Below are 13,919 nucleotides of genomic sequence, written 5' to 3'. Positions count from 1 at the left end.
ATAATTTAATCGTATTGTTCTATTAAATATTTTATGACATCAGTAGTTGTTACAATTCCTTTGAGTTCACCTTTATCAACAACAGGTAGAGCATGAAAATCTTCTTTTGCAAAAATCTCTGCCAAATCTCTTATTATTGTATCAGATGATACTGTTTTAGGTTTCGAAGTCATAACCTGAGAAATAGTTAGCATTTCTAGTATCGCTTCATCGGCATTTTGCTGACCTTCAAATAAAGCTCCAAAAGTTAATCGGTTAATATCTGTTCGGCTAATTATTCCAATTACTTCTTTACCTTTTACAATCGGAATGTGACGGATTGTATTTGCTTTTAATTTTTCGACTACTGTTTTAAGATCATCTTTTTCGTTTGCAGTCACTACTGTTTTTGTCATAATATGACTGATTGGTTCTCTTTTTTTCATAATATTTTGGCTTTTATTTTATATTAAAGATGTAAAATATTTCAGACAATAAATATGATTTTTATCATCTTTAAATAGTGAAATAGAGAGAATTAAAAAGGAAGAATTGGCTTTATTTAGCAAAAGAAATAAAGTTATTTTGGAGAAAACGATATCAGAATATAAAAATCACTCCATTGTTCATTTGAAATTGTAGAGAGTAAAATTTAAAAGTAGTATTTTTGCAGTATGGAAACAAATAGACAGAAAAAAATAGGCGGTGTTCTTCAGAAAGATCTGGTTGATATCTTGCAAGGTGAAGTGAGAAAAAACGGAATTACTAATTTGGTAATTTCTGTATCCAAAGTAAGTGTAACTACAGATTTATCTGTGGCAACAGTATATTTAAGCATTTTTCCGCAAGTAAAAGCCAAAGAAACTTTAGAGGCAATAAAAACCAATACAACTTTAATCAAACATGATTTGTCACAGCGTGTGCGTTTGCAATTGCGTCGTGTTCCGAATTTGGTATTCTTTATAGACGACTCTCTAGATTACATCGAGAAAATCGACAATGCGCTTGCAGATAAAGAAAACCCAATAGAAAATCGTGATCTTTTAGAAAAAAGAAGAAAGTCATAATTTGAATTTTCCTTTATACATAGCCAAACGTTATATTTTTAGCGGCAGTAAAAACAATGCTATAAATATCATTAATCGTATTGCCAGCATGGGAATCATTGTTGGTACGATGGCTTTGTTCGTAGTTTTATCTGTTTTCAGCGGACTTAAAGTTTTTAGTCTTTCGTTTACAAATGAAATTGATCCTGATTTAAAATTGGTAAGTACGTATGGAAAGTCTTTTGTACTTACACCAGATCAGGAAAATCAGATTAAGAAAATTAATGGCGTTGCTTCTTATACCAAAATAATAGAAGAGCGTGTACTGTTTTTATTTAAAGACAAACAGCAAGTTACTTATTTAAAAGGCGTTGACAGCTTATATCCAGTTGTTAATGATATCAAGAAAAAGCTATTTAATGGACAATGGCTAAAACCAGATAGTTTTCAGGTTGTCATTGGTTATGGTTTATCTCAAAATTTCTCTATGGGAATTCTTGATTTTGAAAACCCACTTCAGATTTTTGCCCCAAAACCAGGAAAAGGAGCAATCGATAATCCAGAAGAAGCTTTCAATAAAACAGATGTTTTACCTGTTGGAATTTATTCAATTAGCGAAGATTTGGATTCAAAATATGTATTTGCAGATTTAGGATTAGTACAGGAATTATTAATGTACAAACCAAATCAGATTTCTGGAATTGAATTTAAATTAAAAGAAAATGCTGATGAAGCTTCAGTAACCGCGCAGCTTAATTCTATTTTTAAAAATAAAATCACTTTAAAAAATAGAGCGCAGTTAAATGAGTCTTTGTATAAAATGCTTAATACAGAAAATATTGCGGTTTACTTGATTTTTACTTTAGTGATTATCGTGGCACTTTTTAATTTGATCGGAGCCTTAATTATGATGATTTTAGAAAAGAAAGGAAATCTTAAAACTCTTTTCAATTTAGGAACAGATATCAGTCATCTTCGAAAAATATTCCTGCTTCAGGGAACATTATTAAGTGTTTTTGGTGGTTTGATAGGACTTGTTTTAGGAGTCATTCTCGTTATTCTTCAACAGCAGTTTGAACTTATAATGATCACGCCAACTCTGGCTTATCCAGTAGTTTTTACTGTAGAAAATGTTCTAATTGTAATGGCAACTATTATTTCTCTAGGTTTTGTTGCTTCACTAATTGCAAGCGGCCGCGTTAGTAAAAAACTACTTGATTAAAAACTACTTAAGAAATATTAATTATATTTACCGCCTTAAAAAACTACAGCATATGATTGTTTCTGCCTAATCCTAATTTTATTTTTTAGAATAATTAGGATACTTACGTTTACTTTTTTAGTTCAGATTTAAATGCATCTGAACCAATTTTATCATTTATCCTAAAATATCATGACAGAAACAACTATAAAGAAAAGCTTCTTTTCTAAATTTTTTACCACTTTAAAACAAGCCTTAAAAGGCGACGAATCTTTTGATTATACTTCTGGAAGTATCAAAAAAGCCGTAATTCTATTGGCCATTCCGATGGTTTTAGAAATGATGATGGAATCGGTTTTTGCTCTGGTTGATTTATATTTCGTTGGGCATTTGGAACATAGCAGTTTTGCCATTCAGACTGTTGGTTTAACCGAATCGGTATTGACTGTAATTTATTCTCTAGCAATCGGAATGAGTATGGCAGCAACAGCAGTCGTAGCAAGACGAATTGGAGAAAAAGATCCTATCGCTGCAGCGAAAGCTGGAATGCAAGCGATTATTGTAGCATTTGTAATTAATAGTTTGATGAGTATTTTCGGAATTATTTATGCAAAAGATATTCTACTGTTTATGGGAGCATCTGCTGAAGCTGCCGAGCATGGTTTCCGATTTACGCAAATTATGATTGGTTCAAGTTTATGTATTATGCTTTTGTTTTTAATAAACGGAATATTTCGTGGAGCGGGAAATGCAGCAATTGCCATGAAAAGTCTTTGGATTGCGAACATTTGCAATATCATTTTATGCCCTATTTTAATTAATGGTTTTGGACCAATTCCAGCTTTTGGATTAGTTGGCGCGGCGCTGGCAACGACTATTGGAAGAAGTATTGGAGTTTTATATCAAGTGTATCATTTGTTTTTTGGAAACGGGATTTTAAAAATTAAGATTCCATATTTTGCTCCAGATTTTACACAAATAAAAGCATTAGTAAAAATTGCGGCTCCAGGAATTTTACAATTCGTAATTGCATCTTGCAGCTGGATTTTCTTAGCACAATTAGTGGCAACAACTGGAGGGGACCATGGTTCTGCGGGTTATCAGACAGCTTTAAGAATTATGATGTTTTTCATACTTCCAGCTTGGGGTTTGAGTAATGCAGCTGCGACTTTGGTTGGACAAAATTTAGGAGCTAAACAAATCGAACGTGCCGAAAAATCGGTTTATACGACTGCAAGATATAATGTAATTTTCATGGCTTCGATTATGATTATTACTTTGGCTTTTGGACAATATATTATTTCGTTTTTCACGAATGACGATCAAGTAAAAACCATTGCAATTGAAGCATTACAAATCATGAGCATCGGTTTTATTTTCTACGGAATAGGAATGGTTTTGATTAATACTTTCAATGGAGCAGGAGATACCTGGACACCAACCGGAATTAACTTCTTCGGATTTTGGCTGTTTCAAATTCCATTAGCTTTTGTTCTTGCAAAACATTTTAATATGGGACCAACTGGAGTTTTTATTGCGATTCCTGTTGCTGAAACTGCTATAACTTTGGCAGGAATCTTTTTTTATAAAAGAGGTAAGTGGAAACGAGTTCAAGTATAAGAAACAAAACGGTCTTCATAATTGGAGGCCGTTTTTTTTGAATTAAAAGTTAAATATTTTACATAGTAAGTTTATAAATGTAAAATATTGTACCTTTGGATGTACGTTTTAAAGTACGAAATTATGAAAGCAATTACAATATCAACATTAAGAAAGAATATAAAAAATTATTTTGATGAAGTTTCAGAATCATCAGAAGTAATAGTTGTTCCGAGAAATTCGGAAGAAGATGCGGTTGTAATAATTTCTATGAAAGAGTACAATTCAATATTAGAAACACAACATTTGTTATCTACTAAAGCAAATAGAAAAAGACTTTCAGAATCTATAGAACAAATGGAAAAAGGAAAACTTGTAGACTTTAACCCAGATGAACTTTAGATTATTATGGACATTTGTTTTACTAAAAATGGTTGGGAAGAATTTGAATATTGGTTAGAAAACGATACAGATACCGCAATAAAAATAAAAGAATTAATAAAATCTATTCGCGAAAATCCTTTTAAAGGAATTGGAAAACCGGAGCCTTTAAGACATGACTTAAAAAGTTTTTGGTCTCGCCGAATTACAGGAGAACATAGGCTGGTTTATAAAGTTTCAGGAACGAAAAGTGTTGATCAAAAATGTGTGATTTTACAATGTCGATTCCATTATGATGATTAAAAAGAAAGACCTTCAAATTTTGAAGGTCTTTCTTTTTATAGTTCTTTGACAAAGATTAATTTTAAACAAATTCATAACCTGCATAAACCTCCTCAATCTCTTTCATAATAACGAATAAATCTTCAGGTGCATCAGTTGTAACTAATTTTTGTTTGAATTCTTTAAACGAATGAATTCCTTTGAAATAGTTCGTGTAATGACGACGCATTTCTACAATTCCTAAACGCTCGCCTTTCCATTCCATAGACCATTTTAAATGATTTCTAGCAGCTTCAACACGATCAATAACCGTTGGAGCAGGCAAGTGCTCACCAGTTTTGAAATAGTGCTTGATTTCGTTAAAAATCCACGGATAACCAATTGCAGCACGGCCAATCATGATACCGTCAATTCCGTATTCGTTTTTATAATGTAATGCTTTTTCTGGACTGTCGATATCTCCGTTTCCGAAAATTGGCATTGTGATTCTTGGGTTGTTCTTTACACGAGCAATGTGTGACCAGTCAGAATGACCTTTGTACATTTGCGCACGAGTTCTAGCGTGGATTGTTAAAGCTTGAACTCCAATATCCTGAAGTCTTTCAGCAACTTCATCAATATTAATTGAGTTTTCGTCCCAGCCTAAACGTGTTTTTACCGTAACAGGCAAATCAGTTCCTTTGATAACGGCTTGCGTCAAACGCACCATCAAATCAACATCTTTTAAAACTCCAGCACCAGCACCTTTACAAACTACTTTTTTTACCGGACATCCAAAATTAATATCCACTAAATCAGGTTTTACAGTAGAAACAATTTTAGAAGACATTTCCATTGCTTCTTCATCACCACCAAAAATTTGAATTCCAACAGGGCGTTCGTAATCAAAAATATCCAGCTTCATGCGGCTTTTTATAGCGTCACGAATTAATCCTTCCGATGAAATAAATTCAGAATACATCATGTCAGCGCCATGCGTTTTGCATAATCTGCGAAACGGCGGATCGCTAACATCTTCCATCGGTGCTAGTAATAAAGGAAATTCAGGTAATTCTATGTTGCCAATCTTGACCATCTTCGTAATTTTTTGCAAAATTACAACATTTAGTTCAATTTGTACCAAATTGAGGTTCAAAGGTTCAAAGTGACAAAGTTGTATAGGTTTTATATTCAGATATTAAATCTTTGTAACTCTGAGCCTTTGTAACTTTGTACCTTTAACGATAATCAAAAAATCGAATTGGTTTTCGACTCATTGGATTAAAAACTATAGGATTTAAAATCTCTTTTGGAACAAATTCTATTTTTGGAGTTACTCTCAATTTGGCTCTAAAGTGATCTTTTATCTCCTGTAAAAATTCTGGAGATTGATTTTTTACCGCAATTTTAATCAGGATTTCATCTGTACCTAAATCGTTAGTAGAAATTTCAATCAAATGATTTTCGATATTATCAAAACTGCTCAAAACATCGTTCATCGCTGGCGGATACAATGTTGTTCCTTTATATTTGATCATTTGTTTTTTGCGCCCAACAACTGGCCCGACGCGTAAAGTATTTCTGCCACAAGCGCAAGGTTCGTCATGAAACTGAACCATATCTCCAGTTTTAAAACGCAATAAAGGCATCGCTTCAATTCCTAAAGTGGTAAAAGTAAGTTCGCCCGTTTCTCCATTTTTTACAGGCTGATTATTTTCGTCTAAAACTTCAACAATAATCAATTCTGGATGATGATGTCCGCCTTTTCCATGTTCACATTCTGTAAAAGCAGTACTCATTTCGGTAGAAGCATAAGTCGAAAACAACTTAATATTCCATTTATCTGTGATTTTTTTCGATAGAATATTCATTGAAAAATCCTGTTCTCTCAAAGATTCTCCAATGCAGATTGCACCTTTTATGCTCGAATTATTATAATCGATACCGTGCATTTCTGCGTATTCAATTAATTTCAAAAGGAAAGAAGGAACGGTAATTAAATAAGTCGGATTATATTTTAAAATAGAATCCCATTGCATTTCTGGGATTCCTGCACCAACACGAATAACGCCCACTTTCAATTTTCGAAGACCAAGAAAATAAGCTAAACCAGCCATAAATTTTCGGTCAATTGTTGTCATCAATTGTACTACATCTCCTTCTGCAATTCCGGCGCAGGCAAATGAAATTGCTTCATTGTAAGCCAATCGGTCTAAGTCAGAATCGGTTAAACCAAAAGTTACAGGATCTCCTAAAGTTCCTGAAGTAGAAGCGTAATCAATAATTTTATGTTGCGGAACGCATAAGAAATCATCGTTGTATTGCTGCAAATCTTCTTTAGTAGTAACAGGTAAATGCTGTAAATCTTCCAGAGTTTTAACTTTGGAAATATCAATATTTTGTCCAGCAAAAAGTCTTTTGTAAAAAGGAGAATTTTCGCTGATGTATGCTAAAAGTTCGGCTAATTTTTTTTCTTGAAAAATTTTAATTTCTTCTAAAGAATCTTTTTCTATTGCTGGAATCATTGTAATTTTCTTTTGACTTTTTTTAAATATTTTTCAATCTTTTCTTTATCAGGAACTGTAGTGATTTCGTGACTTAAAGCTTTTTCGAAATTAAGTTTAGCCTGAAGAAATTCCTTTTTTTGGTAAAAGTACAATCCTGTCTTATAATATACAACCCAATAATTAGGGTTTAATGCTTGATAATTCTGAAGAAACTCTGGAGAGATCGTTTCTTTTTTTTCCAGAAGCGAATCTATTTTATGATTTTCGATTTTAAATTTTTTAAAATTCTGAAATGCAGTTGTTTCCAGAAAAGGATCTTTAGCAATATTCAAATCTTCTTTCTGAAACGATTTGGCTACATTTCGGTTTTCACCAAAAATCGAATTTAAATCGTAACAAATAAATTCGCCCAATTGAAATGGATTTGCCGAAACCCAAACTAATTTTTCTTTTGGTTTAAAGATAATTCCGTGATGTGCCAGTAATTGATTAAGTGCTTTTTCGTTACCAAGACCTAAAGAAATATTTTTCAAGCCTTCTTTATTTCGAAGAATTTCTGAAGCAATTTCAGGATTGACTTTTGAATTTTCGGACAGCAATTCTTGCATTCTTTCATAACGATATTGAGAATGACTATTGGCAATTTGTTCCAAATTCCGTTTGTCATTTTGAAAAACTTCGCCTTGAAAATGGTTCGAACAGATCAATTGAGCATTATTTGGAACATCATAAACGTCCATTTTATTTGGCGAAACTTCAATCAGAATCGCTTTGTTATCATTGGCGCTTCCAACCATAATTGATTCAGAAACAAATACTTTTCGTTTTTTTGCGATAGCAATTGCTTCGTCCAGATTTTTGGCGTGCTGCAAAATTTCGCGAGTTAAAATCGAAATCGGAGTTTTTGCGCTAAACGGAATTTTAGATTTTGAAGCATTTATAGTAATGGTCAAACCTTCTAGATTCATTCCAGAAACGGCTCCAATCATTCCTGGCCAAGTGACCATCATAAACGGAAATCCTTCTTTTGGTTTGATAAAAGCGACTATTTTATTTTCCGCGAAAGCGTCGCTTACATAAAAATCGAAATTTCGTGCCAGAATCAAATTTCCATCTTCCGATTTTTCGTTCCAAGCCGCAAAGGAAGAACAGCCAACTAAAGCTAAATCTTGAAGCGCGTGCCCAATATCATGCGCAGCGTGCAGGTATAAACTGCGCTGAAATTGCGGTGCGATATTATCAAATTCGTTCGAAGTGTATTGAGAAACGCCGTAAATTTCGGTTTGGTATTCATCAGGAACATTTAGATATAGTTTCCGATTGTACCATTTTAGAAAATTTCGAAGTAATCTTTGTTGGAATTTTGAAGGAATCAAATCGGTTATTTTCGAAAAAAAAATACGTTGCTGTTTATGTAAAAGTGAATCCGTTAACGCACCAGTTGAAAGTCCAATTTCGAGAGGATCGCCTTCAACATATAATTCCCAAAGACCTTGTTTGTTTTTTAAAAGGGAGTTTTTTCCAGAAATAAAAATACTATCAGATAATTTGGTGACAACAGGTTTTGCATCATTTAAACCAGTAAGATCTGGGGTGTGTTTTTTTGATTTTGAAGTACCGCACGAAGTCAGCAAGATTAAAAAACCGATGAGGGAAATATAAAGAGTTCGGTTTTTCATAAGGAGACTATTCAGATGCTTTTTTAATTTTTTCCAGCAGATATTCTTTTCCTACAATTTCAGAGCAAGTTATGACCGCTCCAACCGTAACTCCCAAGACACCATGCATATTAATACTTTGGCCTGTAAGATAAAGATTTTCTACCTTAGTTTTAGTAGGAATCATGGTTTTCATCGGATTATTTGAATCTTTAACATATCCGTACATATTTCCGCCGTCTCCGCCAATGTAATCGCGATACGAAAGTGGAGTAGAAGTGTGCACTGATTTGATGCAATCTTTTATTCCTGGAAATTTTTTTTCGATTTCTTCTAAAAATTGGGCTGCTTTTTTAGTTTTGAATTCCTCATAACTTTCGCCTCTTTCATTTTCTTCAAAAGTGGTGTTAAAAGTGTTTTCCCAAGTTTTAACATCATCATATTTCATGTACGTTAAAAACGTCATTCCATCTGCCCATTCTTCGTCTTTTTTTGACGGATTCATAGAAGCCATAAAAGTTTTTGGCCACGAATTTTTGTCGTATTCATAAGCGGTCCAAACATCATTGGCACTTTTGAAATGATAATAATTGTGGTTGATGTATTTGAAAGTTTTTGGTTTGAAAACGATATACAAACTGAAAGCAGAAAGTACGCTTTCAAGATTTTGAATTCTATTGAAAAATGGTTTTCTAAAGTTTTCTTGACCCGCCATTTTCAAAGTCGTTTTAGGTTCGATGTTCGAAATAAAATACGTACCAGAAACTTCGGTTCCGTCTTTCATTTGTACTGAATTTACCTTTTGGTTTTCGACTTCAATTTTGGTGACTTCTTTATGTTTGAAAAACTCACCGCCATATTTTTTAAGCTGTTTAATCAATTGTTTGGTAATTTGGCTTCCGCCATTTACACAACGCCACGAACTTTCAATGTATGAATTAACAACAAGCGCATGAACGTAAAAAGGCGATTTATCTGGAATTCCAGCGTAGAGAAAATTAGATCCAGCCAAGACCGCTTTTAGTTTCTCATTTTTAGTAAAACAATCGATGGTTTCTTTCGCGTTAAGCGTTAAAATTTCATCGTCATATTTCCCCTCAGATTCTAGATTGTAAAGCGGAAATGTTTTGCAGACTGCTTTTATTTTCTGGCAATAATTTTCGAGATTTTCTTTTTCTTCGGGAAAGAAATGGGTTAGTTGTTTAATGAAATTTTCGAAACCCTGTGCATGCGGATATTCGGTTTTATCATCGTCAAAAGAAATAATGTCAAAACCATTTTCGTCCAATTTTTTCAGATTCAAATGATCCATTATTCCAATATATTTGAAATATTGATGAAGATTCTGGCCTTCGCCTAAACCTCCGATATAATGAATTCCAGTATCAAAAATAGTTTTATCTCTAACAAAAGTCTGAAGATTTCCGCCATATTGATTGTTCTTTTCGAGTACACAAACGCTGTAGCCTTCTTTTGCCAGAATAACAGCAGAAACCAATCCGCCTAAACCGCTGCCAATTATAACTACATCGTACTGTTTTTTCATTGTTTTTTCTTTAAAACGATTAAAGCATTTTCTTCAGAAACAATTTCAAAATCCTTTAACTGATTTTTTAAACGAGAACAATTCACTAAAATTATAGAAGAAACGGCAGAAATTACTTTTTCGATTTCCTCTTGATAACTTTCGTCAGAAATTAAAAGTATATCATAATGATTTTCAAGTGCCAATTCTAATTTTTCGAGATAAGTTATTTTTCTCTTTTTAACTAAATAATTTGTTTTGGCAACCAGTAATTTTTCTTCATCACTTATAAAAGAAAGTATTTTTCGCTGTGGTTCCTGCAAGGCAAGCAAAACATCCAGTTGTCCGTAATCGCTTCCTAAATGAAGGAGTTTTACCTTTTGCGGAATATGTTTGTTTAAGTTGTAATACGTTTCAAGATTCTGTTTTACATCTTTTTTTACGCTATTTCCAATTTCGATTTCTTTATAATCATAACTGTTAATTAGCATTGTTTTAAAATAATCAGGACCTTCAAGTTCTTGTCTTATTTTGCGATATTCCGCTTTAAAGAAAGAACTTATTTGTTTGGTTCTTTCTGTATAATTGGTTCCAAATGAAAGATTTTCTGGTGTGATTCTTTCTAAAATTGTAACCGTTAATTTTCCGTGATGAATTACAAAATCGCCTTTCGGAATTAATTCTGAAGCACCATGAATCACAACAGGAACAATGTCTATATTAAATTCTTCGGCGAGGAAAAAAGCACCTTTGTGAAATCTTTTTACAACATTACTTTCTGATCGTGTTCCTTCCGGAAAAACCATTAACGAATAACCTTCATTTACTTTTTTGCGTAAATGTTCAACTCCGCCTTCAAGGCCTTCAGAAACGGGATAAAAACCTGCTTTTCTCACAACACCGCCAAAAATAGGAGAGTTGTAAACCCAATCGCTCACCAAGAAAATGATTTTTGGACTTAGCATTCCGATAGATAAAATATCTAGAAACGAGGAATGATTGGCAATAATTACAGCTGGTTTCTCAAAAGTTTCATTGAAATTATTTACGACTTTTTTACGAATAAACGGATTTGAATACAATACCGATTTCATGAATTTTGAAATCACATATCGGAAAACTTTCATTTTTGATTTTTTGCTGAAAGGCAAAATCGGCATGATAGTAAAACTGAAAATCGACATTACGATTCCGCCCAAACCATAATAAGCAAACGAAATTACACCATGAACAAAAGTTCGCAATTGAAAAGGAGGATTTCCTTTTTTGGGACGATTCGATAAAAACAGTTTGAATAAAATCGGATAGAAAATAAAAGTAATAATCAGCGCCGCAAAAACTCCAATTAATGAAACCAATGAAATGGAAGTAAGTGCAGGATGTTTTGCAAAAATCATCGCGCCAATTCCTAAGATTGTCGTGATAACTGCCAGAATAATTGAGGTTCTGTAAATGGCAATTTCGTTAACACCATTGGTGTATTCTTTTTGCAATGCACTGGTCATGAAAATACTAAAATCGACTCCGTGACCAAAAATTAAGGTGCAGACAATCATGCTGAAAATATTCATTTGAATGCCAAAAATGCCCATAATTCCTGCGGTTACAATTCCCGTCAAAGCAATTGGAATACAGCTGATAATTACTAATTCGATTCTTCGGAAAAAGAAAAATAGAATTAAAATTACAGCAACAAAAGAATAATTTACTAACGAATTAAAATCGGTTTTTAAAGTGCTGAAAAACGTTTCGTTCATTTGCTGACGATCAATCGCAATTATATTTTCTTTTGCTGAAGCCGATTTTACAAAAGCATCACGCTGCTCGGGAGCAACTTTTACTAAAGTTGAAATCGTATAAAAACCATTTTTCTCTGTGATGAATTCTTGTAGTTGAAGTGCTTTAATTTTTAAAAATTCAGCTGCAGAAACTGGTTTGAAATCAGAATCTAAATGATCAAAAAATAAATTATAAGTTGAAGGTTTAAAACCAAGTTTAGCGCCTTCTGAAATTAATTCAGATTTTATAAATTGTTTTTTCTGCGAAGTCCAGAACGAATTCCATTTTTCAATTTTTTTGATTTGTTCTTTTTGCGAAAGTACAATTCCGCCAACTGAACTAAAGTTTAGAATTTTATCTTGTTGTTTTGCTGTAGATAAATCGGCAAAAAGTTTACTATTATGTTGTAAAGCTTCTTCCATCGTTTTTCCATAAGAAGCAACATAAATAGTTTTGGAAGTTAAACTTGTACTTTCTTCCAACTGTTTTTCGGCAGCTTTAATTTCTTTCGGAATAAAATTCAGCTGCGATAAATCGTTATTGAAACCCACATCATTATAAGTAAAACAGCAAATAATGGTAATGATAACGCAAAGCCCGATTAAAATTTTATTGTTGTGAAAAGAAAAATGAGCCATTTTATCGATCACATTCTTTTTATGATCTGCCGGATTTTCTTTTGGTTTATATAAATGAGGAATAATTAAAAGAGAGAAAATAGCTGAAGCCATAACGATAACAGCAGCGAAAATTCCGAGATCGTTTAAGGCATCCGATTTTACAAAAAGCAGACATAAAAACGCAACCGCAGTTGTAGAACTACTCATAATGACTGGCATTGTAATGTCTTTGTACAACGTTTTTACATCGCTATTATGTTTGTAATGCGTAAGAATATGAATAGAATAATCAATCGTGATTCCCAATAATATAGAACCAATTCCTAATGAAATTGCTGAGATTTGTTCTCTCACAAAGTATAAAAATGCAACTGCAAACAAACCGCCAAAAACGGTTGGCAGAAAAATAATCAGGGGAATTAATACTTTTCTATAAAATAAAATCAAAATGAGCATTAAAGTAAACATCGCAATTGATGTCGTCAAAATAATGTCGCCTTTAATCTGATTGGCATTGGCAACGGCAATTAAAGCAGAACCAAAATAACTGATAGACGTTTTTCCTTTAAATTGTGTATTTAGGTTTTCCTGAATTGACTTTAGTTTTTCAGCAAAAATGGTATTCTTTTCTGTTTCGCTCGAAGGAATATTTGAAGTGATAAAAAGCAGTAATTTCTTTTTATCCTTCGTCATTACAAAACCATTTTCGAGCGTAAAATCGTCGCCAATATTTAACTGCTGTAATTTTTTTAAAGCAATAAAAGAAATTCCAAAAGGATCTTGCAGAATAAAATCTTTGGTTATAAATCCAGAAGGAGAAATAATCGATTTGTAATTTCCCTGAACGGTTGCCGCAATACTGTCTTTTTGAAGTTTCTTTTCGATGTCAGCATAATCTTTATCATCTAAAAAAAGAGGCAAATTATTGTATACAAAATCAATAGTTTCCTGAATGTTTTCTTCGTCAATTTTCCCTTGAATTCCTGTTATATAAGGTTTGCAGGATTTAGAAACGCTGTCTGAAAATACGGTTGCCATTTCTTTCAAATCATCGGCAGAACCATTTTTATCCAAGCTGAAAATTACGGTTGTTTTATCGGCAAAGTTTAATTGTTTTAAGACTTTGGCGGTAACATCGGTTTTATCATTTGTCGGGATAAGCTTGGTTATGTCTTCTTCAAATTTTAGTCTTGAAGCAAAAAATCCAAAAACTAGAAGCATCAGAACAGCCAATAGAACCGAAAGAGATTTTCTTCGATTTACAAATAAATGAATGGCGTAGAAGTATTGATGCATGGTTTAGGTTTAAAATTTTTTCGCCACGAATTAAAAGATTAGCTTTAGTTTGTCACCCTGAGCGATC

General features: G+C 32.9%; 11 protein-coding genes. 5 read left to right on the top strand and 6 right to left on the bottom strand.

Going from position 1 to position 13,919, the window contains the following annotated elements; all coding sequences use genetic code 11:
* Positions 1-5 precede the first annotated feature (5 nt).
* Positions 6-425, bottom strand: coding sequence for an HPP family protein (locus tag V6624_RS09690; protein WP_111284391.1), 420 nt, complete (start codon positions 423-425; stop codon positions 6-8).
* Positions 426-653: 228 nt separating this feature from the next.
* Between V6624_RS09690 and rbfA the strand changes: the two genes are divergently transcribed.
* From rbfA to V6624_RS09665, 5 genes are all read left to right on the top strand, one after another.
* Complete coding sequence (gene rbfA, locus V6624_RS09685) at positions 654-1,046, top strand: 30S ribosome-binding factor RbfA (RefSeq protein ID WP_111284393.1); 393 nt, start codon at positions 654-656, stop codon at positions 1,044-1,046.
* A gap of 1 nt (position 1,047) precedes the next feature.
* Positions 1,048-2,247: an ABC transporter permease gene (locus tag V6624_RS09680; protein WP_111284395.1), complete on the top strand. Its 1,200-nt coding sequence runs from the start codon at positions 1,048-1,050 to the stop codon at positions 2,245-2,247.
* Positions 2,248-2,418: 171 nt separating this feature from the next.
* Positions 2,419-3,846: an MATE family efflux transporter gene (locus tag V6624_RS09675; protein ID WP_111284397.1), complete on the top strand. Its 1,428-nt coding sequence runs from the start codon at positions 2,419-2,421 to the stop codon at positions 3,844-3,846.
* Positions 3,847-3,969: 123 nt separating this feature from the next.
* A complete protein-coding gene (locus V6624_RS09670) occupies positions 3,970-4,227 on the top strand; it encodes a type II toxin-antitoxin system Phd/YefM family antitoxin (RefSeq protein ID WP_162614916.1) in 258 nt (85 codons plus the stop codon).
* Between the two features lie 6 nt (positions 4,228-4,233).
* The gene (locus V6624_RS09665) at positions 4,234-4,509 is read left to right on the top strand and encodes a Txe/YoeB family addiction module toxin (protein WP_109191262.1); all 276 of its coding nucleotides are present in this window, start codon (positions 4,234-4,236) and stop codon (positions 4,507-4,509) included.
* Between the two features lie 61 nt (positions 4,510-4,570).
* Here V6624_RS09665 and dusB read toward each other — a convergent pair whose 3' ends face one another.
* From dusB to V6624_RS09640, 5 genes are all read right to left on the bottom strand, one after another.
* Complete coding sequence (dusB, locus tag V6624_RS09660; protein ID WP_111284401.1) at positions 4,571-5,563, bottom strand: tRNA dihydrouridine synthase DusB; 993 nt, start codon at positions 5,561-5,563, stop codon at positions 4,571-4,573.
* 142 nt (positions 5,564-5,705) lie between these two features.
* The gene (locus V6624_RS09655; protein WP_111284403.1) at positions 5,706-6,992 is read right to left on the bottom strand and encodes a phenylacetate--CoA ligase family protein; all 1,287 of its coding nucleotides are present in this window, start codon (positions 6,990-6,992) and stop codon (positions 5,706-5,708) included.
* Positions 6,989-8,653, bottom strand: a complete 1,665-nt coding sequence (locus V6624_RS09650; protein ID WP_111284405.1) for a C45 family autoproteolytic acyltransferase/hydolase — start codon at positions 8,651-8,653, stop codon at positions 6,989-6,991. Before V6624_RS09650 ends, V6624_RS09655 begins: the two co-directional genes overlap by 4 nt.
* A 7-nt stretch (positions 8,654-8,660) precedes the next feature.
* Positions 8,661-10,178, bottom strand: a complete 1,518-nt coding sequence (locus V6624_RS09645) for a phytoene desaturase family protein (RefSeq protein WP_111284407.1) — start codon at positions 10,176-10,178, stop codon at positions 8,661-8,663.
* Positions 10,175-13,852 (bottom strand): 1-acyl-sn-glycerol-3-phosphate acyltransferase, encoded by a 3,678-nt coding sequence (locus V6624_RS09640; RefSeq protein WP_111284409.1) that lies wholly within the window; start codon positions 13,850-13,852, stop codon positions 10,175-10,177. The genes V6624_RS09645 and V6624_RS09640 overlap by 4 nt, the downstream gene beginning before the upstream one ends.
* Between the last annotated feature and the right edge of the window lie 67 nt (positions 13,853-13,919).

Origin of the sequence: Flavobacterium ginsenosidimutans, assembly GCF_037478105.1 — a bacterium.
GTDB classification, from domain to species: domain Bacteria; phylum Bacteroidota; class Bacteroidia; order Flavobacteriales; family Flavobacteriaceae; genus Flavobacterium; species Flavobacterium ginsenosidimutans.
The sequence above is the reverse complement of the archived record's forward strand: the minus strand, read 5'-3'. Positions and strand labels throughout refer to the sequence as shown.